Here is a 23842-nt window from a genome sequence, read left to right as displayed (position 1 = left end):
GCCATGAGCGGCATCATCCGCGTCTACAAGAGCGACGAAGAGGGAGTCCTGCACTTCAGGGAAGCCTGGATTGATGAGGAGTTCCACGAGTTCGTGATGAACCACGGCGTCGTCGGTCACCAGAGCAGGACCGAGGAGACCGCCGTGGCGGACACCGCTGCCGGGGAGGGCCTGATGGCGGCCTTCGCGGCGCAGTGCGCCGAGGACGGCTACGCGGAGATACCGGACCGGGAACAGTTCTGGGTGGTGGCGCAGTACGCGCTCAAGACCAAGGACGGCACCAGCCGCGACCGCTACCTCGAGGAAAAGGCCAAGGATGCCCTGATCGGCCACCTCGCCTGGCGCGGCCTCGGGGTGGTGGACCGCTCCGAGTTCGCAGACGCCAAACTCAACATCTTCTGCCTCACACCGGACGTGAACAAGACCGTCAACGCGATCAAGGTCTGCATCCGCGGGGAGGACCTGGACTTCACCAAGTTGAGCATCGGCGCCGCACCGTTCGACGGGACCGACTTCAAGCTCAAGCACTCGGCCAAACCGTCGAACAGCTTCACGCTCTAACCCTGGCCGCGGCCGATATAGGCTGGATCCCATGACTGAATACCGCCGCGTAGGAAATTCCGGACTGACCGTCTCGGCTGTGGGACTTGGCTGTAACAACCTGGGCCGGGCGAACACCGCCACCGAGTCGCAGGCGGGCACCGACGCCGTCGTGCATGCGGCCCTGGACGCCGGCATCACCTTCTTTGACGTCGCCGACGCCTACGGGCGGGAGCCCGGACTGAGCGAATCCATGCTGGGCATCGCTTTGGCCGGACGCCGCGAGGACGCCGTGATCGGCACCAAGTTCGGTTTGGACATGGGCGGCTCCAACGGCAACGACTTCGACGCCCGCGGCTCCCGCCGGTACATCATCAGGGCGGCCGAGGCATCGCTGCGGCGGCTCGGGACGGACTGGATCGACCTCTACCAGTACCACACCCCGGATCTGCTGACACCCATCGACGAGACCCTCGCAGCCCTCGACGAGCTCGTGACCAGCGGAAAGGTCCGCTACATCGGACACTCCAACCATGCCGGCTGGCAGATTGCCGAGGCTGAATTCGTGGCCCGCGCCCGCGGCGGGTCACGGTTCGTCTCGAGCCAGAACCACTACAACCTGCTGGACCGCCGCGCCGAACTGGAGGTCACCCCGGCCGCCGTTGCCTACGGCCTGGGCGTGCTGCCGTACTTTCCGCTCGCCAACGGCCTGCTCACCGGCAAGTACTCAGCGGGCCGGGCACCGGCGGGATCGCGGCTGAGCCACACCCGGACCAACCTGGTCCACGACGCCGACTGGAAGCAGCTGGGCGCCTTCTCCGCTTTCGCCGCCGAAAGGGACCTGACCGAGATCCAGGTGGCCTTCTCCTGGCTCGCCGCCCAGCCGTCGGTCAGCAGCGTAATCGCGGGCGCCACCCGGCCCGAGCAGGTCCGGCAGAACGCCGCCGCCGTCGCCTGGGTCCCGGATGCCGCCGAGCTGGCCGAGCTCGATGAGATCTTCCCGCGCACACCCAAGGTCGCCTTATTCTGAGCGCGGCACTTCCGGAGGCTTCAGCCGCCGCGCAGTCGGTCCTGGCCTGCACCGCGGGTAACGTCGGGGCCCGGCAGGTGGCGCCGAACAGCCTGTCCCTGCTGGAATCGTGCGGACGGGAGGGGATTGAAGCCGCCCTCGGCGCCGGGTTGACGCTGAAGATTCCGCTCGTCACCACCGGAACCCGAACTGGTGCTGCCGGATAAGCCCGAGGGATTGCGGCACCTCCGGCAATCCGCTGGCGGCGTGCTTGTCCGATGCGGTCCGCTTCTACCGGGAGTTTCACCGGCGCTGCGGCCAACGACCCCGTGCAGTGTTTGAATGAGCTGATCTCCTCGGTGCGCCCTCTGGCCCGGTGGCTGGACGCGCGGTAGCCGCCGGGTCCCGGCTGGCGGTACCGGCGGCCTCCCACGAATTTCCCGGGCTTCGCTCAGGCACTGTGGATACTGTCCTGCCATGACCTCAAAAACCCTTGTCATCAATTCCGCCCTGGGCGCCGCTATTCTGGCGCTCGGCGCGGGGACCTACCTGTCCGTAACGGCCGCGGGGTCAACGTCCTCCGCGGCCTCGGCCCGGACGGTTGTGGTGAGCAAGGCCAGCATTTCCTCGGTCGCGACAGCATCGGGCAATGTTTCGCCCGCCACTACCACCGTCGTGAACGCCCAGAACTGCTCCGGCCCCATTGTGTCGGTCAGCGCCGCACTGGGTCAGCAGGTCACCGCCGGCCAGCAGTTGCTGACCATCGATCCGACGAACGCGCAAAATACGCTCAAGACGGCCCAGGCGCAGCTGGCTTCGGTGAGCGCGCAGGCCAATCAGCAGCAGGTCTCGGCTGCGGGCCAGGTCTACTCCGCCAACCAGACCCTGGTCAACGCCCAGCAGTCCGCCGACCTCGATGCCTCCCAGCAGGCCGCAGCCGTGGCGGCGGCGCAGAAGGCCGTCGACTCGGACACCAAGGCTGTCGCCGCAGCGCAGGCCCAGCCAGTGCCAAACCCGAAACCGGCCAGTTCGACGGACCCCGCCGCCGCGGCACAGATCCAGCTGGCGAAGGACCAGCAGGCCCTGTCGCAGGCGCAAAACCAGGCGGCCTCCGCCCAGCTCAAGGACAAGCAACAGGTTTCGACGGCCGCCACTACCCTCGGCAATGCTCAAAATACCGCCGCCTCCGCCGGCGGAACCAATGTCACCAGCGCCCAGCTTGCGGTCGAAACGGCCCAGACCAGCCTCGCCGCATGTGACCTGAACGCCCCAGTGGCAGGCACGATTACGGCGCTCAATGCCACGGTGGGCGCCCTGACGGGCTCAACCGGGTCCGGGACCGCAGCAGCTGCCGCCGGGGCCACGGGTTCGGCGGGCGGGTCCGGTGCTGCCGCCGCTTCAACGTCGTCCACGTCCGGCGGCGGCCTCGTCACCATCAGCGACACGGGTCATTTGCAGGTGGTTGCAGGATTCTCCGAATCGGATATTGCGACTATGAAGCCGGACCAGACCGCCCAGTTTGTCTTTCCAGCCCTGAGCCAGGACACCAACGCCACCCCTGTGACCGGCAAGGTGATCTCAATCGCCCAGACGTCCAGCACCACCAACGGCGTCGTAAGCTACCCCGTCATCGTGTCCATCGCCAACCCGCCGTCAACCCTGCGGCTGGGCCAGAGTGCCAATATCTCCGTTACCACCGCCGTCGCGGATAACGCGTTGCTTGTCCCCAGCCTTGCGGTGACCACCAGCGGGGGTCGCCAGAGCGTCAGTGTCCTCAAGAACGGGACGTCGACTGCCGCGCGTGTCACCACCGGGATCACCGCGAACGGCAGGACCCAGGTGCTCACCGGGCTCTCGGAGGGCGACCAAATTGAACTTCCCGCTATCTCAAGCACCGTGGACGGCAGCACCGGGAGCACCGGAAGCAACGGCTTCGGCGGTGCCGGATTCACGGGCAGCAACCGCGGCGGCGGCACCCGAAACGGGGGGCAGTAGGAATGGCGGTCATCGAACTATCCGGAGTTACTAAGGTCTACGGCAACGGTGAAGCGGAGGTCCGGGCGCTCGACGGCGTCAGCGTCAGCATCGAGCGCGGCGAGTTTGTGGCCATCATCGGGGCATCCGGTTCCGGCAAGTCGACCATGATGAACCTCATCGGCTGCCTGGATGAGCCGACGTCGGGCAGCTACCTGCTCGACGGCATCCACACGGCCGAGCTCGACGAATTCCAACAGGCGCAGATCCGCAACCGCAAGATCGGCTTTGTCTTTCAAAATTTCAACCTGATTCCGCGCACCAAGGCCGTTGAGAATGTGGCGATGCCACTGGCCTATGCCGGGATCGGACGGCCCGAACGGCGCACGCGCGCCCTGGCAATGCTCGATTCTGTCGGGTTGTCCTGCCGCGCGGACCACAAACCCTCTCAGCTCTCGGGCGGGCAGCAGCAGCGCGTGGCCATCGCACGGGCTCTCGTCACGAATCCCGTTCTCTTACTCGCGGACGAACCGACGGGCGCGCTGGATTCACGCTCATCCTCGGAAGTCCTTGACCTGTTCGAACGGCTGCACGCTGCGGGCCGTACCATCGTGATGATCACCCATGAGATGGACGTGGCAGAACGGGCCGGCCGGGTACTGCGGATGCAGGACGGCCGGATTGTCTCGGACGTCCCGCAACGGCCACTCGCCGGGCGCGCCCTGGCCGGGGTGCAGTGAGCTTCCTTGAGTCGGCGAGGTTCGCCGCCGCCGGAGTCGCGGCCAACAAGCTGCGTTCGATTCTGACCACATTGGGAATCCTCATTGGCATCGCCGCGGTGATTGTGTTGCTTGCCGTCGGAGCCGGTACCAGCAACGCCATCAAGGCCCAAATCGGCAAGCTGGGGACCAATGTGCTGACCGTGACCAGGTCAACGACCGTCGGCGGGCGTGCCGGCGCAGGCTCCCAGGTCGGGGGGTCCCGCACCCGCAGCACCAACCTCACGCTCGACGACGACAAGGCCCTCACCGACCAGGTGCTGGCCCCCGACGTGGCGCGAACGGCACCGATCGTGCAGGCGCAAAACGTGACCGGCACCTACAGCAGCGCAACTCATTCCGTGGCTAGCTTCCTCGGTACCACCCCGTCATATTTCGCGATCACCAACAGTGCCGTTGCGTCCGGTTCACTCTTCACCGAAGCGGACCAGCAGGCGGGAAACCCGGTGGCCGTAATCGGCAATACCGTCGCTGCCGACCTCTTCGGCAACAACACAGCTTCTGCCATCGGGGAGACCATCCAGCTGAACGGCCAGAACTTCAGCGTCGCAGGTGTGCTCAGCGCCAAGGGGTCCTCGGGACTTAGCGACCCCGACGACGTCGTGGTGGTGCCGCTGTCCACCGCCCAAAACAAGTTCACCGGATACGCACCGACGCTCGCGTCCATCACCGTGCAAGCCTCTTCGGCCGATGTCATGAACCAGGCGCAGAACGAGCTGCAGATGATCCTTGACGCCCGACACCGCGTGGACGCGACCAGCCGCGACTACCAGGTGCGCAACCAAGCCCAGATCCTGACGACGGCCACCAACACCACGCAGACCCTGACCATACTGCTGGGTGCCGTTGCAGCCATCAGCCTGCTGGTCGGCGGGATCGGGGTCATGAACATCATGCTGGTCACGGTCACCGAACGGACCCGGGAAATTGGCATCCGCAAGGCTATTGGTGCTTCCCGCGGGAGCATCGTGGCCCAGTTCCTGATCGAATCCTTGATCATCTCAGTCATCGGCGGCGTGGCGGGAATTGTCCTCGGTTTTGCCGGCAGCGCGTTTCCCGTGCTTGGGGTCCAGCCCGAGGTCCAGCCGTGGACGGTGTGGGTCTCCCTTGCCGTGTCCGCCGTCATTGGACTGGTGTTTGGTGTCTACCCCGCAAACAAAGCCGCGAAGCTGCGGCCCATCGACGCACTCCGCTACGAATAGGATTCCCATGAAGAGTTCCACCCCAGGTATAGGCCGCGCCGCGCGCGGCGTCGACGAATCCGCCCGGCAGCTCCCTACGGAAGCACTACCGGCAGCGGAGCCGACGGCGTTGATCAGCTGGCCCTTCGGCGCCCGGCCGGAAGCCGGCGCTGCCGCTGCTGAACCCGGCGTGCTGGCTGACCCGGACGCAGCCGCTGAGGCTCCGGCGCTGCCCGGTGCCGATGAAGAACCGTTCATCCCCAAAAGCAGGTACGTCCTGGGACGGTCCACGAAAGTCCTGGTCTGCCTGGTCCTCGTGGCAGCCGGCATGTTTGGCGGTTCGGTGATCCAGAAGCAGATCGATGCGGGAACACGCGCGTCCCGCAGCACCTTTGGCACCGTCCAGGGCCCCGGCGCAGGGACGGGATCCAGTTCCGGGACCCAGTCGCCGGCCCCGCGCCGTCGCGGCGGGGCTGCCGGGGGAGGGGCTGCGGAGGGAGGGGCGGCGGGGGGCGTCGGATCCAGTGCGCCGACCGCCGTTCCTTCCGTCGCCGCCGGTAAGTAAATGTCGGGGCCCCGCCTGCGCCGCTGAACAGCGGCGCAGGAGGGGCCCCGCAGGCGGCAGGCTCAGGCGGCCGGCGCCGAAGCCACCCCCGGTGCCAGGAACTTTTTGCCGGTGACCCGCTCCGAGGCGCCGACCCGGTCCAGGTAGGGGGTGATGCCGCCGAGGAACATCGGCCAGCCGGCGCCCAGGATCATGCAGAGGTCGATGTCCTCCGGCCCGGACACCACACCTTCGGCCAGCATCAGGCCGATCTCCTCCGCAAGGGCGTCCTGCGTGCGGCGCAGCACCTCTTCGGCGCTGGAGGGCGAGTTCCCGAAAGACATCAGGGCCAGGGTTTCGGCCGGGATGACGGGCTTGCCGGCCTTCACCGATGCCGGATCCCAGATGGATTTGACGCCGTTCTCGATCAGCGCTTGCAGGTTCTCCGAGACGGTGAAACGGGCACCGAACGCGGCGCGCAGGGATTCCTGGACGTGCTGCGCGACCGGCAGCCCCACCATGGCACCGAGCGTGAACGGCGTCATTGGCAGGCCCATCGGGCGCAGCGCGTTGTCGGCCACCTCGGCGGGGGTGCCCTCATCGAAGGCGGCAGTCACCTCGCCCATGAGGCGCAGCAGGAGCCGGTTGACCACGAAGGCGGCGGCATCCTTGACCAGCACGGCGGACTTCTTGAGCCCCTTGGCGAGTTCGAACGCGGTCGCCAGGACGGCGTCGTCGGTCTTCGGAGCGCGGACGATCTCCAGCAGCGGCATCACGGCCACCGGGTTGAAGAAGTGGAAGCCCACCACTCGCTCCGGGTTCTGCAGGTCCTCCGCCATGGCGGTGACGGACAGCGAGGAGGTGTTGGTGGCCAGGATGCATTCGGTCGAGACGATGGCCTCGACCTCCTTGAAGACCTGCTTCTTGACGTTGAGTTCCTCGAACACGGCCTCGATCACGAAGTCGGCGTCGGCGAAGGCTTCCTTGGAGACCGAGCCGCTGACCAGTGCCTTGGTCCGGTTGGCGGCATCCGGGCTGATCCGCTTCTTTGCCAGCAGCTTGTCAACCTCGGCGTGCACATAACCGACGCCCTTGTCCACGCGCGCCTGGTCGATGTCCGTCAGCACGACGGGCACCTTGAGCTGGCGGGCGAAGAGGAGTGCGAGCTGGCTGGCCATCAGGCCCGCGCCGACGACGCCGATCTTCGTGACAGGCCGGGCGAGTTTGCGGTCCGGGGCGCCGGCGGGACGCTTGGAGCGGCGCTGCACGAGGTCCAGGAAGGCGTACACCGTGGAGCGGAACTCGTTGGTCTGCATCAGGTCCGCGAGCGTCTGGCACTCAAGCTCCGCCGACTCCGACTGCGTCATGGTGCGGTTGGCTTCCAGCACGTCCAGCACCTTGGCCGGGGCCGGCGAGGCGTTGGAGGTCTTGGCCTTCACAAACGCGCGGCCGGCGGCGACGGCGGCCGCCCAGCGTTCGGCCACCTCCGGCGCGGCGGGGTCGACGGCGTTGGCGCGTTCCGGCGTGACGGTGCCGGCAATGACCCGGGCAGCCCAGGCGACGGACTGTTCAACGAAGTCGGCCGGTTCGAAGATGGCGTCGGCCACGCCGAGCTCGTAGGCCTGCGGGCCGGTGAGCGTGCGGTTGTTGCTCAGCGGGTTCTCGATCATCACCTTGAGGGCATTCTCGGGCCCGATCAGCCGCGGCAGGATGTAGACGCCGCCCCAGCCCGGGATCAGGCCGATGAACGCTTCCGGCAGGGCCAGTGCCCCGGCCCCGGTGGACACGGTGCGGTAGGTGGACTGCAGCGCGATCTCCAGCCCGCCGCCCAGGGCCAAGCCGTTGATGAACGCGAAGCTGGGCACGCCAAGGTTGGCCAGGGTGGCGTAGACGTCGTGGCCGAGCTGGGCCATCCAGAGGCCCTGCTCGCGGCCGCTGACCGACTTGACCGTGGACAGGTCCGCGCCGGCCACAAGGAAATAGGGCTTGCCGGTAACGCCGACGCCGACAATCTCGCCGCGGGCGGCGCGGTCCCGCAGCCCCTCCAGCGCGGTGCCGAGTTCGATCAGGGTATTCGGGCCCAGGGTGGTGGGCTTGGAGTGGTCCAGGCCGTTGTCGAGGGTGACCAGTGCGAAGGTTCCGGGGCTCGTGCCGCCATCCTTCGTCCCGCCTGCTGCAGGAAGCTGGATGTCCTGGACGTAGGAGTGCGTCACCGTTTCGTTCGGGAACAGCTCGGCAAGTTTGTGGAAATCGGCGGCGCTCATGCTGCGGCTCCAGTCTCGGTGGTGGCGTAGTCAGTGCCGTAATCGGCGTGGTGCGGGTTCTCCCAGATGACGGTGGCTCCCATGCCCAAACCGATGCACATGGTGGTCATCCCGAAGCGGACGGATGGGTCCTCCTCGAACTGGCGGGCCAGCTGGTTCATCAACCGGACGCCGGAGGAGGCCAGCGGGTGCCCGACGGCGATCGCGCCGCCGTAGCGGTTGACCCGGGGGTCCTCGTCCGCGATGCCGAAGTGGTCCAGGAAGCTCAGCACCTGGACGGCGAAGGCTTCGTTGATTTCGAACAGGCCGATGTCCTCGATGCCGAGGCCGGAATTCTTCAGGGCCTTCTCAGTGGCGGGGACCGGGCCGATGCCCATGACCTCCGGTTCGACGCCGGCGAAGGCGTAGCTGACCAGGCGCATCCTGACCGGCAGGCCGAGTTCCTCGGCGGCGTCTGCGGAGGCCAGCAGGGCCGCGGTGGCGCCGTCGTTGAGGCCGGCGGCGTTGCCTGCGGTGACACGTCCGTGGGCACGAAACGGGGTCTTGAGTGCGGCGAGGTCCTCAACCGTGGTTCCGGGGCGCGGCGGCTCGTCCGCGGTGTTGACGGTCCAGCCCTGACCGGGCTTCATGGTGGCGACCGGGACCAGGTCGGGCTGGATCTGGCCCTTGGCGTAGGCGGCGGCCAGCTTGTCCTGGGAGGCAACGGCGTAGGCGTCGGTGCGTTCCTTGGTGATGGCGGGGAAGCGGTCATGCAGGTTTTCCGCGGTGTTGCCCATGTTCAAGGCTGCCGGGTCGACGATCCGTTCGGACCTAAAGCGCGGGTTGGGGTCCGCGCCGGCCCCCATCGGGTGGTTGCCCATGTGCTCCACGCCGCCGGCGATCACGACGTCGTACGCGCCGAAGCCAATGCCGCTCGCCGTGGTCGTCACGGCAGTCATGGCGCCGGCGCACATCCGGTCGATCGCGAAACCGGGCACGGTCCGCGGCAGGCCGGCCAGCAGGGCGGCGGTACGGCCGATCGTCAGGCCCTGGTCGCCGGTCTGGGTCGTGGCAGCGATGGCCACCTCGTCAATCCGTTCGGCGGGGAGCGACGGGTTCCGGCGCATCAGCTCGCGGATGCACTTGACCACGAGGTCGTCGGCCCGCGTTCCTGCGTAGATGCCCTTCTCGCCGGCCCGGCCGAACGGGGTGCGGACGCCGTCGACGAAGACAACCTCGCGGACGGTGCGGGGATTCGCGCTTTTGTTTTTTCCGCTGCTCAGGTTTACGCTGCTGTGCTGTCCGCTCGGGCGGTCTTGGCTCACGTGGAACTCCTCCTTGAGACTTGGGTGCCGGATCCCTGGCCGCGGCCGGTTGGTTCCGGACGGACAGAAGTGATCCAGGCGACATCCCTAGTCATGTTACTCATGAGTAACTTAGCTGGCAAGGAGTGCGGCGCGGTCCCGTCAGGAAAGGGCTTCGGGTGGGGCATCGGTTAGGTCAGCCTTGGTTTCAACCTCGGCCGCTTTGGCATCCTTGGCCGGTAGCGGCTGCGGGTTCAGGAACGCGTCCGTGATCAGCGGAGCCGTGAGCTGGATTTGCCACTGGCGGGCGCCGAGGTTTTGCAGCTCCTCGGCGACGCCTTCCTCGCTGATTTCCGCCGGCGGACGCCACGCGACGCGGCGGAGGTAGTCCGGGGTGAGCAGGTTCTCGACCGGCAGGTTCAGCTCCTCGGCCCGGACCTGCAGCTTGGGCCTTGCTGTGGCGAGCCGCGCGGCGGCCTCCGGGTCCCGGTCGGCCCAGACCCTCGGCGGCGGGGGAGCATTGGTGGGCAGATGCAGCGGCGGCAGCTCTTCGAGGCTCCGGGCGGTGCTGATGCAGCGCAGCCAACGCGGGGCTTCGCGTTGCGCGGCCCGGCCGTGGAAGCCCTTGGTGCCGAGCAGCTGCGGCACGGTGCTGGGCATGGCCTTGGCGGCGGCTACGAGGGACGAATCGGGGATGAGCCGGCCCGGCGCGATGTCGCGCTTCTGCGCCAGCGAGTCCCGCTCCAGCCAGAGTTCACGGACGGCGGCGAGCTGCCGTCGGTCACGGATCTGGTGCAGCCCGGATGTTTTGCGCCAGGGATCGACCCGCGGCGGGGCAGTGCCCGCGTCGAGGATCGCAGCGAATTCCTGCTCCGCGTACTCCAGCTTCCCGTCGGCGATCAGTAGTTCGATCAGCTCCTCGCGTAATTCGGCGAGGACCTCGACGTCGAGCGCGGCGTAGCGCAGCCAGGGTTCGGGCAGCGGCCGGGTGGACCAGTCGGCGGCGGAATGCTCTTTTGCCAGGCCGAAGCCCAAGAGCTGTTCGATCACGGCCGCGAGGCCCACGCGGGGCAGTCCGGCCAGCCGGGCCGCGAGCTCGGTGTCGAAGAGCTTGTCCGGCCACATGCCCAGTTCGGACAGGCAGGGGAGATCCTGGCTGGCCGCGTGCAGGATCCATTCGACGCCGCGCAGGGCCTCATCGATGATGCGCAGGTCCCCGAACGGTTCCGGGTCGATCAGCCAGGTGCCGGCGCCTTCGCGGCGGATCTGGACGAGGAAGGCACGCTGGCCGTAGCGGAATCCTGAGGCACGTTCCGCGTCCACTCCGGCGGGTCCGTGGCCTGCGGCCAGGGCGGCGGCGCAACGTTCGAGGCCGGCCTGCGTTTCGATGACGAGCGGGACGCCGTCGCGGGGAGCGTCGAGGTCGATCACCTCGGGAACCAGGCTGTCGAAGCCTTCCACCGTGATGTGGGCTGCTGTGTCAGCGGCCCCGGCCGTGCTGGGGACTGTGTCGGCGATTGCGTTGGCGGCGGTGTCGGCCGCGGTGTTGGCGGCTGGGCTGGCCGTACCGGCCGTGCCGATTTCCGGATTATGAGGGGTCATGATGTCTCCAGTTTAGCGACATCACTCTCGTTGCCGGGGCGGGCCGCGGCTGCCGGGGGCTTGTCATGCCGGCCCGGGTCGCCGGCGGGGCAGTGCGAAGACCCCGTCGGGCAGCGGCGGCAGGCCGGCAAAAGTGCAAACCATGTCCGACCAGGCCTCCAGGTGCGCGCTGATGTCCCGGCCGGCCGGAGTCCAGGAGGCGCGGAGTTCAATGTCGATGTTTTCGGGCCGGTCGGCCAGCGTGCCGAAGCTTTCGGAGAGGACCCGGGTGGCTGTGCCGCCGGCCGAGCGGTAGGGCGCCTGATTATTCTCCAGCGCCTCCACAAGCCAGGTCCAGGCCACAGAGCCGAGCATTTCGTCGTTGCCCATGTCCGGTTCCAACTGCGCGCGGATGTAGGTGACGATCCGGAATTCCCCCTCCCAGACCGCGACGCCGTCCGGGTCGTGCAGCAGGATGAAGCGGCCGGTGGCGAGCTCGACGTCGTCGCTGCCGGCCGGCGGGGCCAGACCGGCACCAACAGGGCCGTGGACGGCGCCGGGCGCAGGGTCGCCGGGGACCACTACTTCGGCGCCGAGCGCCACAGCGTAAGGCGCGAGCCGGCCGGGCGCCGGGATCTCGTCGAGGCGCAACTCGCTGCGGCAGCGTGCTTTTCGAAGGGTTCCCAGGGCGAAAAGAAAATCCGCCGGAACCTGGTCGAGTGGGTTCACAGTGAAAGGTTATGCATGGGCGCCGCCCCTGCCCGGCAGGCTCGCCGCCCGGCCGGGACAGCGGGGCGCCTAGCCGTCCGCCAGTTCACGCCTGATGGCGGCGATGAAGGAATCAACGTCTTCCTCGGTGGTGTCGAAAGAGCACATCCAGCGGACCTCGCGGGCCGCCTCGTTCCAGTCGTAGAACCGGAAGGACTCCCGCAGCCGGTCCGCCACACCGGCGGGCAGGACGGCGAATACCCCGTTGGACTCGGTCTTCTGGCTCAGTTCGACGCCGGGGATGGACTCGACGCCGGCGCGCAGCCGGGCGGCCATCGCATTGGCGTGCGCGGCCGAACGCAGCCACAGCCCGCCCTCGAGCAGGGCAATGAACTGCGCGGACATGAACCGCATCTTGGAGGCCAGCTGCATGTTCATCTTGCGAAGGTAGACCAGGCCTTGGGCGGCGTCCGGGTTCAGCACCACCACCACCTCGCCGAAGAGCAGACCGTTCTTGGTGCCGCCGAAGGAAAGGATGTCCACCCCGGCGTCGCGGGTGAAGGCCCGCAGCGGCACTCCCAGGTTGGCCGCGGCGTTGGCAAGCCGGGCACCGTCCATGTGCAGCTTCATGCCCTTGGAATGGACATGCTCCGCGATGGCGCGGACCTCCCCCGGGGTGTAGCAGGTGCCCAGTTCGGTGGTCTGCGTGATCGAGACGGCCAGCGGCTGGGCGCGGTGCTCGTCGCCCCAGCCCCAGGCTTCCTGATCGATCAGGGCCGGGGTGAGCTTGCCGTCCGGCGTCGGGACGTGCAGCAGCTTGATGCCGCCGATCCGCTCGGGTGCGCCGTTCTCGTCCATGTTGATATGGGCCGTCGAGGCGCAGATAACCGCGCCCCAGCGGGGCAGCAGGGATTGCAGCGACAGGACGTTAGCGCCGGTGCCGTTGAAGACCGGGAAGCACTCGATGCCCGCGCCGAAGTGCTGCTCCATCAACTGCTGCAGGCGGGCTGTGTAGTCATCCTCGCCGTAGGAGACCTGGTGGCCCTCGTTGGCCGCAGCCAGCGCAGCCAGGACCTCGGGGTGCACGCCGGAATAGTTGTCCGAGGCGAAGCCCCGGACGGAGGGATCGTGGAGCCGCACCGCGGTGCTTGCTGGGGCGCTTTCGATTGTGCCGGTCATTTCTTTGCTCACGCTTTCAGTTTAGGGGAGCCGCGTCATTGGCCAAGCGGCAGCCGCAGGCCGTTCAATTCCGCGGCGGGGGTCTCGAACAGCCTGACGGCGGCCGCCGCCAGCTCCTCGACGTCTGTGAAGCCGGGGAAGCTGCGTTCCGGGGACTCGGCCCGCATGGCCGCGTCCACGAGGGCTTTCACCACGAAGATCACGGCTGCGCTGCGCTGGTCCACAGGCTCCTGTTTGTGTCCCGACTGCCCGCGGTGGAAGCCCTCGGCGACGGCCAGGGTCCAGGCTTCGGCGGCAGCCTTGGCGGCCACATAGCTGGCGCCGCCCGCCGTCGGGCTGTCTACCGCCGTGGAGGAGACCATAGCGAAGCGGCCCGTGTCCGAGGCCGCGAGGTCGTCGTAGAAGACCCGGGTGACGTTCCGGAGTGTGGTGATGGCGCCGCGTTCCAGGAACTCCCAGTCCGCGTCGCTCTGGTCGGTGATTCCCTTGGCGCCGCGCCAGCCGCCCACCAAATGGACGACGCCGTCGACCGACCCGCTTTTTTCGGCCAGGAGCTCACGGACCGTCGAGTGCAGCGACCGGACCTCGGCGAGGTCAGCGAGGTCGCACACCAGCGGGGTGACGCCGCTGCCGGCTTCAGCGGCGGCAGCCTCGATCCGGGGTTTGTCCGAACCGACAGTGAAGACGGTGTACCCGGCGTCGTGCAGGGCGCGGGCGGCGGCGATCCCCGAAGGGCCACTGCCGCCCGTGACCAGAACGTTCAGGCCGCGTCCGTTGCTCATCAGGCGTTCATGGCTGTGCTGGCAATGCCGGCATCGGATGTTCCCGTAATGCCGGCCGTGGATTCGATGACGGGGCGCATCTTCTTTTCCAACGCCTCGTAGAACATCGAGAGCGGGAACTCGTCGTCGAGCACCTGGTCGGTGAGGCCGCGCGGCGGTCCGTCCAGCGGCAGGGCGCCCGGGCCCTTGGCCCAGACCGAGGCCGGGTTGGCCGTGAGGGTGCCGGAGATCAGTTCGTAAGCGGCCAGCCAGTGGGCGGTCTTGGGGCGGTCGATCGAGCGCCAGTAAAGGTCTTCGATCCGGGCACCGAGGGCCACCACGACGTCGGCGGCTTCGTCCCAGTCGATGCTGAGCTTGCTGTCGGTCCAGTGCAGCACGTGATGCTGGTGCATCCAGGCGAAGAGCAACTGGCCACCCAGGCCGTCGTAGTTGCGGACGCGGCTGCCGGTTATGGCGAAGCGGAAGATACGGTCGAAGATGACGGCGTACTGGACCAGCTTGGCGTGGCGCCGCGCTTCGGGGGTCGCTTCCTCGTCTTTCTCGACCTTTACGGATTCGCGGAAAGCGGTCAGGTCACAGCGGAGTTCCTCGAGCGAGTAGAGGAAGAACGGCATCCGCTGCTTGATCATGAAGGGGTCGAACGGCAGGTCGCCGCGCATGTGGGTGCGGTCGTGGATGAGGTCCCACATCACGAAAGTTTCCTGCGTGAGCTTCTGGTCTTCCAGGAGGGCGGCGGCGTCGTCGGGCAGCTGCAGTGAGGTGATTTCCGCGGCGGCGCGCAGTACGCGGCGGAACCGGGCGGCCTCACGGTCGGCGAAGATGGCGCCCCAGGTGAACGTGGGCGTCTCGCGGACGGCGACGGTTTCCGGGAACAGGACTGCCGAGTTGGTGTCGTAGCCGGGGGTGAAGTCGAGGAAGCGGATCGGCACGAAGAGCTTGTTGGAGTATTCGCCCCCTTCCAGACCGGCAATGAACTCGGGCCAGATGACCTCGATCAGCACGGCCTCGACCAGGCGGTTGCTGCTGCCGTTCTGGGTGTACATCGGGAAGACCACGAGGTGCTGCAGGCCGTTGACCCGGTGCTGCTGCGGCGCGAAGGCCTGGAGTGAGTCCAGGAAATCGGGAACGCCAAAACCGCCGTCGGCCCAGCGCCGGAAGTCCACAGCCAGCAGTTCCAAGTAGCGGGTGTCGTGCGGGAAGGCCGGTGCCAGGGCCGCCACCGCTGCCGTGATCGTGGCGACATGGCCCGCCGCGGCCTCGTGATCGGCGGCGTCCGGAACGGAACCGTCCTGGATCTGGAGCGACTGCAGGGCGGTGGCAGCGGCCTTGAGCTGCTGCCATTCCGCGGACTCGGATGTGATCGGAGCAGGGGCGGTGAGGGCGGTGATCGTCATTATCGGTCGCCTTTCGGGTTGCTGGAAGGTCTACGGCGAGCGTAGCAAGCAAACAGCATCTCTAACTCAAAAAGTGACCGAGCGTAAGTAACTCTGAGGCATTTAGGCCACCGCCAGCCGTCCAGGTCCAGCCGGACAGGGGCTTGTTCAGTCCTCGGCTGCAGCGGGGGTGGCCTCCGCGGCAGGGACGAGCTTCAGGGAAACGGAGTTGATGCAGAAGCGCTGGTCCGTGGGCGTGCCGTAGCCCTCGCCTTCGAACACGTGGCCCAGATGCGAATCGCAGGCGGTGCAGCGCACCTCAATCCGTTCCATGCCCAGGGCCCGGTCGTGGATGTAGCGCACCGTGCCGTCCGCCAGCGGGGCCCAGAACGACGGCCAACCGCAGTGGGAATCGAATTTTTCCCGGCTGGTAAAGAGCTCGGCACCGCAGGCCCGGCACTGGTAAACGCCCTCGATGTGGGTGTCCCAGTACTCGCCGGTGTACGGCCGCTCAGTCCCGGCCTGGCGCAGCACCCGGTACTCGTCCGGGCTCAGTTCCTCGCGCCACTGCCGGTCGGTCTTCTCGACCCGGACCTGCGCGGCGGAGGGTACGGGCGCGACTTTGGCCTTGTTGCTGAAAATGCTCATGAATTGAACAACGCTCAGGAGTCCCCGATAAATCCCGAACCGGCATACAAGTGCAGCACAGGCAGGCCGAGCTTGTCCTGCGCTTCGTTGGCCCAGTCGGTATGGAAGGTGTCCGCGACAGCGTGCGGACGGGTAATCACCACGGCCTGCCCGGCGTTCAGTTCCCTGACCTTGGCGACCAGGCCGTCCACGGCTTTGCCCTCCACAATTTCGCCGGTCACGCCGCCGCCCAGACCGCCCAGCGCGGCGAGCGAGGCTGCCAGGGTTTCGGCTGCGGCCGTGCGCTCCACCGCCTGATCGGGCGCCTTGCCCGTCAAGTCCCGGAAGGCCTTGGCGATCTCGAGCATGGACAGGTTTTCCAGGAAGTCCACCAGCAAGTGGCGCTCGGTGTTCGCCGGGACCAGGACCACCAGCGGCGAATCGGCGTCGGCCACGAGGGTCTCGATGTTGACGCGGTCGTCCGCGCCGAGGGGCTCTTCTGTCAGGATGACGATGGGGTCGCTCATGCCCCCAGCCTAGCTGTATTATCCACAGGCGTTCGTGACGCGCCGCCGGCACGGATCGGCCCGCTCGGATGCGCCGGATGCCGGTCCTGGTCGGGAGTTCGGCGAGAATGGTGCCATGGCTTCCATCCCGCGCCCCTCCCAGCCAAGGTACCGGAGCAAAACGGGGCGTCCGGCCGCCCGCACGCCCCCGCCGGCCGCCCGCACGCCCCCGCAGGCCGCCATGGCCGCGCCCGCCGCTGCGGGGACGGAAACTGCTATGTCCGGCAATGCCAAGTGGGCGGTGGGCGGCATCATCGGCGGGAGCGCCGCTGCAGGCCTGCTCGCGGCGGGCTCCTCGGCTCTGGCCCTGTACTTCGCCCGCCGAGTCATCACCCCGGTCCGGGTCCGCGACGAGGACCAGGAGGTCCTCGCCGTGATCGGACAGGGCCTCGGGCTGCAGGTCATCCTCAAGGCCACCCCGGAATCCACCGTGGACGGTGTCTACGGCTTCTTCTTCGACGGCGGCCGCGGGCACGCCCGGCTAGGCCGGATACTGTCCTATTCGCCGGCAGAGCAGACGGTGCTGCGGGAAGTCGAGGGGGTCCACAGCGGAGACCTGACGACGGCGCGGCGCGGCTATTGGAGCGGGACCGTCTACCCGGATCCGGCCGCCATGGGGTTGCCGGCAGAGGACGTGCGGATTGAGGTCGACGGCGGTACGGCGCCGGCGTGGCTGGTCCGCGCCGCACCGGAGGCCGGGACGCCGCCGTCGGACGTCTGGGCGATCATGGTGCACGGGCGCGGCGCGACCCGTCAGGAAGGCCTGCGGGCCGTCCGGGCGGCGCGGGACCTGGGCCTTTCCAGCCTGCTGATTTCGTACCGCAACGACGGGCTGGCGCCTTCGGCAGAGGACGGCCGTTACGGCCTGGGCTCCACCGAGTGGCGCGACGTCGAGGCGGCCATCGGCTATGCCCTCGGCCAGGGCGCCCGCGAGGTGGTGCTCTTCGGCTGGTCCATGGGCGGGGCCATCTGCCTGCAGACCGCTGATTTGTCCCGCTACCACCACCTGATCCGGGCCATGGTGCTGGACGCCCCGGTGATCAACTGGGTTGATGTGCTGGCGCACCACGCCGAGTTGAACCGGATCCCGTCCGCCGTCGGACGCTACGGCCAGTTGATGATGAGCCACCGGCTCGGGCGCCGGCTCACCGGTCTCGCGGCCCCGGTGGACTTGAAGGCGATGGACTGGGTGTCCCGGGCCGTGGAGCTCCGGACGCCGACCCTGATCCTGCACTCCGTCGATGACGAATACGTCCCGTTCGGCCCGTCCGCGGATCTGGCCGGGAAGAACCCGGAGATGGTGACCTTCGAAGCGTTCGCCACGGCGCGGCATACCAAGGAATGGAACGTCGACCCGGAGCGCTGGGAGGCCCTGGTGGCGGCCTGGCTCCGGCTGCAGCTGGCGCCCCGCCCGAATCCCGGGGCGGCCTGATCCGGTAGCGCTGCCCGCCGCGACCCGGTTAGGTCCTGCCGGTTCCGATCCGGGCCGTGTGCGCGCCGGTCAGCTTAATCAGTGCGGCGGGGCTGAGCTCCAGGTCCAGGCCGCGGCGTCCGCCGGACACCAGGATGGTTTCCAGCTTCAGCGCGCTCTCGTCTACGACGGTAGGGGAGGGCTGGCGTTGTCCCAGCGGTGAAATCCCGCCGAGCACGTAGCCGGTGCGGCGCTGTGCCGTCGCCGGGTCCGCCATGGCGGCTTTTTTGCCGCCCAGGGCGGCTGCCATCGCCTTCAGGTCCAGGATTCCGCTGACCGGCACGACGCCAACGGCGAGGCGCCCGTCGACCTCGACCATCAGCGTCTTAAACACCCTGGCCGGGTCGATGCCCAGCACATCGGCGGCCTCCAGCCCGTAGCTGGCGGCGGCGGGGTCATGGCTGTACGGGTGCGCAACGAAGGATACCCCGGCGGCCGCGAGCACCGCGGTGGCCGGGGTTCCCTGGGACGCCTGCTTGCGGGCCACCGGGCCGGGCTCAGCCGTGCTGCGGCAGTGCAGCGACCTTGCGTTTGATCCGGCCGAGCATTGCTGTCATGCCGCGCATGCGGAGCGGAGTGATGGCCCGGGTGAGGCCGAGGAGTTCGGGCATGTCGTCCGGAACGGCGAGGATCTCGGCAGGGCTAAGGCCGTCCAGACCCTCGTGCAGCACGCCGGCGAAGCCGCGCGTGGTGGGCGCCTCCGGCGGGGCTTTGAAGAACAACCTGACACGTTCCGGCGCCTCGCCGGCGTGCCCGCCGTCGGCCGGTTCCGTCTCGATCGTGAGGAACAGCGGCGACTGGCATTCCACCACCTGCTCCATCAGCTCCGGATGTTCCCGGAGCCGCGCCGGGGGGTCGGGCAGCTCGCGCGAAAAATCAAGCAGCAGTAGCAACCGCTCGGCTTCTTCGAGGGCCTGGAAATCGTCAACAATTTCCGCCAGTGCGGCGGGGAGGGCAGGAGTATTCATCACTCCCAGCTTACGCACGGCCGGCGGGCACGGAGCCGCGCTCGGTTCCTTTAACAATCGGGACGCGGACGGCATTGCCCCATTCGGTCCAGGATCCGTCGTAGTTGCGGACGGTTTCGAAGCCCAGCAGGTACTTCAGCGCGAACCACGTGTGGCTGGACCGCTCGCCGATCCGGCAGTAGGCCACGACGTCGTCGCCTTCCTTGAGCCCGGCTTCGTCCAGGTAAAGGGCCTCCAGTTCGGGGCGGCTGCGATAGGTGCCGTCCTCCGCGGCGGCGCGGGCCCACGGAATGGACGCGGCGGTCGGGATGTGGCCGCCGCGCATGGCGCCTTCTTCGGGGTAGGCCGGCATGTGCGTTCGCTGGCCGGTGTATTCCTCCGGGGAGCGGACGTCGATCAGCGGCTTGCCGAAGTGGGCCAGCACGTCTCCCAGGAAGGCGCGGATGGGGGCGTCGTTGCGCTCCACCACCGGGTAGTCGCCCGGCGTGGGAACGGTCCGGTCCGTGGTGACCGGGCGGCCTTCGGCGAACCACTTGTTGCGGCCGCCGTCGAGCAGCCGGACGTCCTCGTGGCCGAACAAGGTGAAGACCCACAGGGCATAGGCGGCCCACCAGTTCGACTTGTCGCCGTAGATCACCACGGTGCTGTCCCGGGAAATCCCCTTGGCGGCGGCCAGCGCGGCAAACGCCTTGCCGTCCACGTAATCGCGGGTGACCTCGTCGTTCAGGTCCGTGTGCCAGTCGATCTTGACCGCACCCGGGATGTGGCCGGTTTCATACAGCAACACATCCTCGTCGGATTCGACGACCACCAGTTCGCCGCTGTCGAGCGCACCGCCGTCAATTGCCGCGGCGAGCCATCCGGTGGAGACCAGACGCTCGGGACGTGCGTAGGCGGCGAATTTTTCGTTCTGCTCAACGGGGTAGGGCATGAGGCTGGCCTTTCACTGGGCGTTCGGGAGGCCGGTGCATTTGTTGTGCCCGGCGCGGGACCTCTCATTACACTAACCACGCTCCGGCGGGATTGTTCCACCGGCTACATACTCGGAAATATGGGCTTGGTCACGTCCGTTTCCGGCCCGGATGGGAAACCTGCCATTGCCGGTATCCTTTCTGGGGATACCAGACCAGCAGAACGGACCACCTTGGTACAGATCGAACAGCTCGCCGCCCGAACGCCGGCGGTTTCCGTGGATCAACTCCTCAAAGGGTTTTATCCATCGCCGCGCTTCGGTGAGGTGTCCTTTGCGAGCTACCGGCCGGATCCGGCCCAGCCCAGCCAGGCCCACGCGGTCCGAGCCCTGCAAGGCTTTGCCGCCGGCGTCGGCGCGCGGGACGGCGATGGTCTGTTCAAGCGGCTGTTCGGCAAGAAGGACACCTCCCGGGCTGGCATCTACCTCGACGGCGGCTTCGGCGTCGGCAAGACCCACCTGCTCGCTTCGCTGTGGCATGCGGCCCCCGGGCCCAAGGCGTTCGGCACCTTCGTGGAGTACACCAACCTGGTGGGGGCGCTGTCTTTCCGCAAGACGGTGGAGGCCCTCAGTCACTACAAGCTGGTCTGCATCGATGAGTTCGAGCTCGACGATCCGGGCGACACGGTCCTGATGTCCCGGCTGATGCGCGAGCTTGCCGACGCCGGCGTCAAGCTTGCGGCCACGTCCAATACGCTGCCCGGCTCGCTGGGCGACGGCCGCTTCGCCGCCGTTGACTTCCAGCGTGAGATCCAGGTCCTCGCCGACCAGTTCGACGTCGTCCGGATCGACGGCGAGGACTTCCGGCACCGCGGGCTGCCGAAGGCGCCCGCGCCGCTGCGCAACGACGAGCTCGCGCGCCACATGCAGGCGGAGTTCGACGGCCAGACGGTGGCCAGGGATGAGTTCAGCACCCTGATCAACCACCTGGCCGGGGTGCACCCCAGCCGTTACCGGCAGCTGCTCGATGGGATCGACGCAGTGGTGTGGCGCAACGTTGAGACCATCACCGAGCAGGCCGTGGCGCTGCGCTTCGTCGTCCTGGCGGACCGGCTGTATGACAAGGACGTCCCCATCCTGGCCAGCGGGGTACCGTTTGACCAGCTGTTCACCGAGGAAATGATGACCGGCGGGTACATGAAGAAGTACTTCCGCGCCGTGTCCCGCCTCACCGCGCTGGCCAGGGAGGGCCAGAACCACGAGCCGTCGTAGCCCGGAACTTTCCACCTAAAACCAACGCGGGGTCACTCACGGCCCGTCCTGAGCGTTCGAAGGGGCCGTAAGTGACCCCGCGTTGCTTGATTCGGCGCCATTAAACGCCGAAGGTGCCGGCGCTGCCTCTCGGCGGGACCGGCACCTCGCTGACGTACCTGGGTCAGAGGCCCTGCTGCCGGGGTTCCCCGGCGACCGGTGGCTCTTCCGCCACATGTGGCTCCGCTACGGGGGCCGTTGCCGATCCGCCGTTTGCGTTGCCCACGAAGTCGGAGGCGCCTCGCTGGACGGAATCGACCTTGTCGGCGTATTTTCCGCCGGTCTTCGAATCGACGAAATCACCCGCCTTTTCGATGCCGTCCTTGATGGCCTGTTCGTTGCCACCAATCAGATGCTGAGCCTTGCCCTTTAGATCGTCAAGTAATCCCACGGGCACCTCCCTTCGGTCGCGGAGCCAGATCGCTCCTAGCGCTTTCGATCCTAGCCGCCGCCCTCGGGGCCTGCCAAGGGTCTACGCCCAGAGGGTAATGACTCTGTCCGGGCCCGTGCGGGGCAACAAAAAAAGCAGCTCGGGGGAGCTGCTTTCGTGGTGGGCGATACTGGGATCGAACCAGTGACCTCTTCCGTGTCAGGGAAGCGCGCTACCGCTGCGCCAATCGCCCGCAACCGGAAGGATCCGGAGTGGAGTTTTGTAAATTTGCTGAACAGAGAGCGGACGACGAGATTCGAACTCGCGACATCCACCTTGGCAAGGTGGTGCTCTACCAGCTGAGCTACGTCCGCATTTATTAGTCCGTTCCGGCGAGCCGGCGGTACTGGATCAAACAAGTTTCCTTGTTTTGGTGGGCGATACTGGGATCGAACCAGTGACCTCTTCCGTGTCAGGGAAGCGCGCTACCGCTGCGCCAATCGCCCCTTTCGCATCCGGCCGGAACCGGAAACCAGGGTTTTCACCGAGGTGGGTACGGGATTCGAACCCGTGTATACGGCTTTGCAGGCCGCTGCCTCGCCTCTCGGCCAACCCACCGTGTAGACAGGGTTCAAAAGAACCTTTGCCGTGACAGTGTCCTGCGAGCGGACGACGAGATTCGAACTCGCGACATCCACCTTGGCAAGGTGGTGCTCTACCAGCTGAGCTACGTCCGCATTGTTGCCGGCGATTCAGTGCCGCAATCGGCATTTCCTCGCGTTCCAACGAGTAAGAACTCTATAGGAGGTTCAGGCAATCTACAAATCGGAAGGCTACCTGCGCCGCCGTACCCCCGCGCTTCCCTGCAATCTAGCGGATTTTGTTAATTACATAAGTGTAATTCTGGCTGCCCGGGAGGGGCTTCTGCCGGCGGCCGCGGTCCTTTAAGTACGACGACGGGCGTTGCCGCAAACGGCCGTGACGCCGTCGGACCCGCCGAGGGTAGATCTGGCTGGTCGGGGCGGCCCCGCTCCAACGATTCGCCGATGGTGGCCGCTACCTTGGCTACAGAGCGGCCATTCTTGTCAGATTAATGGGGCCACCGACGGCCGTGGCGCCCGCGGGATACACCGATTTCTGAATTCCGCCGGGGTGGGCTAGCATTCAATGGCACCGGGGCGATTGGCGCAGTGGTAGCGCGCTTCGTTCACACCGAAGAGGTCACTGGTTCGAACCCAGTATCGCCCACCTGGAAAATGGTCCGTTCCGCTCACAGAGCGGGACGGACCATTTTGTTTTCCTACAGTGTCCGACCCCTGTGAAAGAGTTTTCCCATGACCGCTCCACTTCTTGCCCACGCCACCGACTACGGCCGGATGTATGCCCGCTCGACGTCCGAGCAATTCTCCGTCCCGTCAATCACCACCGTGATCGGCCAGCAGCCCCATGGCCTGGACGGCTGGTTCGGGTACATGGGCGCGAACAGCCTGGCCGCGGATCCGTCCCTGCCCGCCATCCTGGGCAGCCCGGCCAAGATACGCCAGGCTGTTAGCCGCGCGGCCAAGGCGGCTGAGACGCACCGGGACGACGCCGCCAAGCGCGGTGACCGTGTGCACAACTATTGCGAGCAGGTGGCCCTCCGTTCCCTAGGACGCCCGCACCGGATGAAGGAAACCCGGGAGGCTTTGGCGGCCAACGGCGAAGAAGCCTTCGCCGCCCGCTTCGACGAGTGGTGGGAGCTATTCCAGGTGGAGCCGATCGCCCCCGAGATCACCGTGTGGAACAAGTCGGTGGGCTATGCGGGAACCCTTGACTTGGTGGCCCGGATCAACGGCCGCACCTGCCTCATCGACTACAAAACCAAAGGCACCAGCCGGGATGGCACCGTCAAACCGCTCGACGCCAAGGTGGTCATGCAGCTGGTGGCCGGCATGAAAGCCGAGGAAAGCCTGGTGGATCCGGTGGCGGGGGAGTGGGAAGCTTGGCAGCACGGCGAATCCCCGATGCTGCTCGCCGTGGCGATCGGCGAGACGGAAGTCCGCCCGCAGCGGGCCAACCCGGAGGTGCTCAAACATCACTGGTGGAAATTCTGTGCGCTGCGGCGCGTCTGGGAGATGTCCGCCGACACGTCGGCCGCCGGACCTGCCCTCCTGCCGATCGCACCGCCGGTAGCCCGCTGAACAGTTCAATCGGAGGAACATCCCCAAGTCCTTCGATCTGAGACGCATGCTGAAGGGTTAGATTTTTTCCTCGTGCCGAATATCCGCGACGATACGAGGCCGGAAGTACTGCTGCGGGTCGATGAACGGCGGTGGGATGAACCAGGGGACGCTGCTCCGGACGCGGACGGTCGGGTGCTCCTTGTGGATCAGCTGGTGGTGCTCGGAACACAAAAAAGTTCCATTTTCGGTTCCCGTGCCGC

The 23842-nt window shown here is 67.2% G+C and carries 23 protein-coding genes and 6 tRNA genes; 10 read left to right on the top strand and 19 right to left on the bottom strand.

What is annotated here, in order from left to right; translation table 11 throughout:
* Nucleotides 1–3 precede the first annotated feature (3 nt).
* From ABIB14_RS11015 to ABIB14_RS10990, 6 genes are all read left to right on the top strand, one after another.
* Complete coding sequence (locus tag ABIB14_RS11015; RefSeq protein ID WP_354235911.1) at nucleotides 4–561, top strand: hypothetical protein; 558 nt, start codon at nucleotides 4–6, stop codon at nucleotides 559–561.
* Nucleotides 562–592: 31 nt separating this feature from the next.
* The gene (locus ABIB14_RS11010) at nucleotides 593–1570 is read left to right on the top strand and encodes an aldo/keto reductase (protein WP_354235910.1); all 978 of its coding nucleotides are present in this window, start codon (nucleotides 593–595) and stop codon (nucleotides 1568–1570) included.
* A 456-nt stretch (nucleotides 1571–2026) separates the two neighbouring features.
* Complete coding sequence (locus ABIB14_RS11005; RefSeq protein ID WP_354235909.1) at nucleotides 2027–3544, top strand: efflux RND transporter periplasmic adaptor subunit; 1518 nt, start codon at nucleotides 2027–2029, stop codon at nucleotides 3542–3544.
* Nucleotides 3545–3546: 2 nt separating this feature from the next.
* Nucleotides 3547–4263: an ABC transporter ATP-binding protein gene (locus tag ABIB14_RS11000; RefSeq protein ID WP_354235908.1), complete on the top strand. Its 717-nt coding sequence runs from the start codon at nucleotides 3547–3549 to the stop codon at nucleotides 4261–4263.
* Entirely contained in the window at nucleotides 4260–5504 is a 1245-nt protein-coding gene (locus ABIB14_RS10995) for an ABC transporter permease (RefSeq protein ID WP_354235907.1), read from the top strand. Before ABIB14_RS11000 ends, ABIB14_RS10995 begins: the two co-directional genes overlap by 4 nt.
* A 7-nt stretch (nucleotides 5505–5511) precedes the next feature.
* Nucleotides 5512–6048 (top strand): hypothetical protein, encoded by a 537-nt coding sequence (locus ABIB14_RS10990; protein WP_354235906.1) that lies wholly within the window; start codon nucleotides 5512–5514, stop codon nucleotides 6046–6048.
* A 62-nt stretch (nucleotides 6049–6110) separates the two neighbouring features.
* Here ABIB14_RS10990 and ABIB14_RS10985 read toward each other — a convergent pair whose 3' ends face one another.
* The 9 genes from ABIB14_RS10985 to ABIB14_RS10945 all read right to left on the bottom strand — a co-directional run bounded on the left by ABIB14_RS10985 (nucleotide 6111) and on the right by ABIB14_RS10945 (nucleotide 16351).
* Complete coding sequence (locus ABIB14_RS10985) at nucleotides 6111–8291, bottom strand: 3-hydroxyacyl-CoA dehydrogenase NAD-binding domain-containing protein (protein ID WP_354235905.1); 2181 nt, start codon at nucleotides 8289–8291, stop codon at nucleotides 6111–6113.
* A complete protein-coding gene (locus ABIB14_RS10980) occupies nucleotides 8288–9553 on the bottom strand; it encodes a thiolase family protein (protein ID WP_354235958.1) in 1266 nt (421 codons plus the stop codon). Before ABIB14_RS10980 ends, ABIB14_RS10985 begins: the two co-directional genes overlap by 4 nt.
* A 183-nt stretch (nucleotides 9554–9736) precedes the next feature.
* Nucleotides 9737–11176 carry an HRDC domain-containing protein gene (locus ABIB14_RS10975; RefSeq protein ID WP_502909649.1) on the bottom strand — a complete coding sequence of 480 codons (1440 nt, stop codon included), beginning with the start codon at nucleotides 11174–11176 and terminating at the stop codon, nucleotides 9737–9739.
* Nucleotides 11177–11239: 63 nt separating this feature from the next.
* Nucleotides 11240–11884 (bottom strand): DUF3000 domain-containing protein, encoded by a 645-nt coding sequence (locus ABIB14_RS10970; RefSeq protein WP_354235904.1) that lies wholly within the window; start codon nucleotides 11882–11884, stop codon nucleotides 11240–11242.
* A gap of 69 nt (nucleotides 11885–11953) precedes the next feature.
* Nucleotides 11954–13042 carry a threonine aldolase family protein gene (locus ABIB14_RS10965; RefSeq protein ID WP_354235956.1) on the bottom strand — a complete coding sequence of 363 codons (1089 nt, stop codon included), beginning with the start codon at nucleotides 13040–13042 and terminating at the stop codon, nucleotides 11954–11956.
* A 35-nt stretch (nucleotides 13043–13077) separates the two neighbouring features.
* Nucleotides 13078–13824 carry an SDR family oxidoreductase gene (locus tag ABIB14_RS10960; RefSeq protein ID WP_354235903.1) on the bottom strand — a complete coding sequence of 249 codons (747 nt, stop codon included), beginning with the start codon at nucleotides 13822–13824 and terminating at the stop codon, nucleotides 13078–13080.
* A complete protein-coding gene (locus ABIB14_RS10955) occupies nucleotides 13824–15218 on the bottom strand; it encodes a DUF6421 family protein (protein WP_354235902.1) in 1395 nt (464 codons plus the stop codon). The genes ABIB14_RS10960 and ABIB14_RS10955 overlap by 1 nt, the downstream gene beginning before the upstream one ends.
* 147 nt (nucleotides 15219–15365) lie before the next feature.
* Nucleotides 15366–15845: a peptide-methionine (R)-S-oxide reductase MsrB gene (gene msrB / locus ABIB14_RS10950; protein ID WP_354235901.1), complete on the bottom strand. Its 480-nt coding sequence runs from the start codon at nucleotides 15843–15845 to the stop codon at nucleotides 15366–15368.
* Between the two features lie 14 nt (nucleotides 15846–15859).
* Nucleotides 15860–16351, bottom strand: a complete 492-nt coding sequence (locus tag ABIB14_RS10945) for a hypothetical protein (protein ID WP_354235900.1) — start codon at nucleotides 16349–16351, stop codon at nucleotides 15860–15862.
* 220 nt (nucleotides 16352–16571) lie between these two features.
* Between ABIB14_RS10945 and ABIB14_RS10940 the strand changes: the two genes are divergently transcribed.
* Nucleotides 16572–17822, top strand: coding sequence for an alpha/beta hydrolase family protein (locus ABIB14_RS10940; RefSeq protein WP_354235955.1), 1251 nt, complete (start codon nucleotides 16572–16574; stop codon nucleotides 17820–17822).
* Between the two features lie 28 nt (nucleotides 17823–17850).
* Here ABIB14_RS10940 and ybaK read toward each other — a convergent pair whose 3' ends face one another.
* From ybaK to ABIB14_RS10925, 3 genes are read right to left on the bottom strand one after another with little or no spacing between them, the layout of a single operon-like run.
* Nucleotides 17851–18348 (bottom strand): Cys-tRNA(Pro) deacylase, encoded by a 498-nt coding sequence (gene ybaK, locus ABIB14_RS10935; RefSeq protein ID WP_354235899.1) that lies wholly within the window; start codon nucleotides 18346–18348, stop codon nucleotides 17851–17853.
* A gap of 10 nt (nucleotides 18349–18358) precedes the next feature.
* The gene (locus tag ABIB14_RS10930) at nucleotides 18359–18829 is read right to left on the bottom strand and encodes a SufE family protein (protein WP_354235898.1); all 471 of its coding nucleotides are present in this window, start codon (nucleotides 18827–18829) and stop codon (nucleotides 18359–18361) included.
* A gap of 10 nt (nucleotides 18830–18839) precedes the next feature.
* Complete coding sequence (locus tag ABIB14_RS10925) at nucleotides 18840–19760, bottom strand: sulfurtransferase (protein WP_354235897.1); 921 nt, start codon at nucleotides 19758–19760, stop codon at nucleotides 18840–18842.
* Between the two features lie 213 nt (nucleotides 19761–19973).
* Here ABIB14_RS10925 and zapE point away from each other — a divergent pair, with 213 nt between their 5' ends.
* Nucleotides 19974–21011, top strand: coding sequence for a cell division protein ZapE (zapE, locus tag ABIB14_RS10920; protein ID WP_354235896.1), 1038 nt, complete (start codon nucleotides 19974–19976; stop codon nucleotides 21009–21011).
* A gap of 163 nt (nucleotides 21012–21174) precedes the next feature.
* Here the strand turns inward: zapE and ABIB14_RS10915 are convergent, their stop codons facing one another.
* The 6 genes from ABIB14_RS10915 to ABIB14_RS10890 all read right to left on the bottom strand — a co-directional run bounded on the left by ABIB14_RS10915 (nucleotide 21175) and on the right by ABIB14_RS10890 (nucleotide 22157).
* Nucleotides 21175–21441: an antitoxin gene (locus tag ABIB14_RS10915; RefSeq protein WP_502909648.1), complete on the bottom strand. Its 267-nt coding sequence runs from the start codon at nucleotides 21439–21441 to the stop codon at nucleotides 21175–21177.
* 157 nt (nucleotides 21442–21598) lie between these two features.
* Nucleotides 21599–21673 (bottom strand) — tRNA-Val (locus tag ABIB14_RS10910).
* Between the two features lie 48 nt (nucleotides 21674–21721).
* A tRNA-Gly gene (locus ABIB14_RS10905) sits at nucleotides 21722–21794 on the bottom strand.
* Nucleotides 21795–21851: 57 nt separating this feature from the next.
* Nucleotides 21852–21926 (bottom strand) — tRNA-Val (locus ABIB14_RS10900).
* Between the two features lie 41 nt (nucleotides 21927–21967).
* Nucleotides 21968–22038: transfer RNA gene (locus tag ABIB14_RS10895), tRNA-Cys, on the bottom strand.
* Nucleotides 22039–22084: 46 nt separating this feature from the next.
* Nucleotides 22085–22157: transfer RNA gene (locus ABIB14_RS10890), tRNA-Gly, on the bottom strand.
* A 439-nt stretch (nucleotides 22158–22596) separates the two neighbouring features.
* Between ABIB14_RS10890 and ABIB14_RS10885 the strand changes: the two genes are divergently transcribed.
* Together ABIB14_RS10885 and ABIB14_RS10880 are read left to right on the top strand one after the other, a co-directional pair.
* Nucleotides 22597–22668 (top strand) — tRNA-Val (locus ABIB14_RS10885).
* 86 nt (nucleotides 22669–22754) lie between these two features.
* Nucleotides 22755–23600 carry a cytochrome gene (locus ABIB14_RS10880; protein ID WP_354235894.1) on the top strand — a complete coding sequence of 282 codons (846 nt, stop codon included), beginning with the start codon at nucleotides 22755–22757 and terminating at the stop codon, nucleotides 23598–23600.
* A gap of 57 nt (nucleotides 23601–23657) precedes the next feature.
* Here ABIB14_RS10880 and ABIB14_RS10875 read toward each other — a convergent pair whose 3' ends face one another.
* The gene (locus tag ABIB14_RS10875; RefSeq protein WP_354235893.1) at nucleotides 23658–23813 is read right to left on the bottom strand and encodes a hypothetical protein; all 156 of its coding nucleotides are present in this window, start codon (nucleotides 23811–23813) and stop codon (nucleotides 23658–23660) included.
* Between the last annotated feature and the right edge of the window lie 29 nt (nucleotides 23814–23842).

This window comes from Arthrobacter sp. UYEF3 (assembly GCF_040546245.1).
Taxonomy (GTDB): Bacteria; Actinomycetota; Actinomycetes; order Actinomycetales; family Micrococcaceae; genus Arthrobacter.
This window is presented reverse-complemented; position numbering and strand designations above follow the sequence as displayed.

Excerpts from the sequence above, each read along its gene's own strand:
- ABIB14_RS10965 (WP_354235956.1), bottom strand. The coding sequence starts at position 13,042 with ATGACCGGCACAATCGAAAGCGCCCCAGCAAGCACCGCGGTGCGGCTC.
- msrB (WP_354235901.1), bottom strand. The coding sequence starts at position 15,845 with ATGAGCATTTTCAGCAACAAGGCCAAAGTCGCGCCCGTACCCTCCGCC.
- ABIB14_RS10975 (WP_502909649.1), bottom strand. The coding sequence starts at position 11,176 with ATGACCCCTCATAATCCGGAAATCGGCACGGCCGGTACGGCCAGCCCA.
- ABIB14_RS11010 (WP_354235910.1), top strand. The coding sequence starts at position 593 with ATGACTGAATACCGCCGCGTAGGAAATTCCGGACTGACCGTCTCGGCT.
- ABIB14_RS10990 (WP_354235906.1), top strand. The coding sequence starts at position 5,512 with ATGAAGAGTTCCACCCCAGGTATAGGCCGCGCCGCGCGCGGCGTCGAC.
- ABIB14_RS10930 (WP_354235898.1), bottom strand. The coding sequence starts at position 18,829 with ATGAATACTCCTGCCCTCCCCGCCGCACTGGCGGAAATTGTTGACGAT.
- ABIB14_RS11005 (WP_354235909.1), top strand. The coding sequence starts at position 2,027 with ATGACCTCAAAAACCCTTGTCATCAATTCCGCCCTGGGCGCCGCTATT.
- ABIB14_RS10925 (WP_354235897.1), bottom strand. The coding sequence starts at position 19,760 with ATGCCCTACCCCGTTGAGCAGAACGAAAAATTCGCCGCCTACGCACGT.
- ABIB14_RS10880 (WP_354235894.1), top strand. The coding sequence starts at position 22,755 with ATGACCGCTCCACTTCTTGCCCACGCCACCGACTACGGCCGGATGTAT.
- ABIB14_RS10960 (WP_354235903.1), bottom strand. The coding sequence starts at position 13,824 with ATGAGCAACGGACGCGGCCTGAACGTTCTGGTCACGGGCGGCAGTGGC.
- ABIB14_RS10945 (WP_354235900.1), bottom strand. The coding sequence starts at position 16,351 with ATGAGCGACCCCATCGTCATCCTGACAGAAGAGCCCCTCGGCGCGGAC.
- ABIB14_RS10985 (WP_354235905.1), bottom strand. The coding sequence starts at position 8,291 with ATGAGCGCCGCCGATTTCCACAAACTTGCCGAGCTGTTCCCGAACGAA.
- ABIB14_RS11000 (WP_354235908.1), top strand. The coding sequence starts at position 3,547 with ATGGCGGTCATCGAACTATCCGGAGTTACTAAGGTCTACGGCAACGGT.
- ABIB14_RS11015 (WP_354235911.1), top strand. The coding sequence starts at position 4 with ATGAGCGGCATCATCCGCGTCTACAAGAGCGACGAAGAGGGAGTCCTG.
- ABIB14_RS10955 (WP_354235902.1), bottom strand. The coding sequence starts at position 15,218 with ATGACGATCACCGCCCTCACCGCCCCTGCTCCGATCACATCCGAGTCC.
- ABIB14_RS10940 (WP_354235955.1), top strand. The coding sequence starts at position 16,572 with ATGGCCGCGCCCGCCGCTGCGGGGACGGAAACTGCTATGTCCGGCAAT.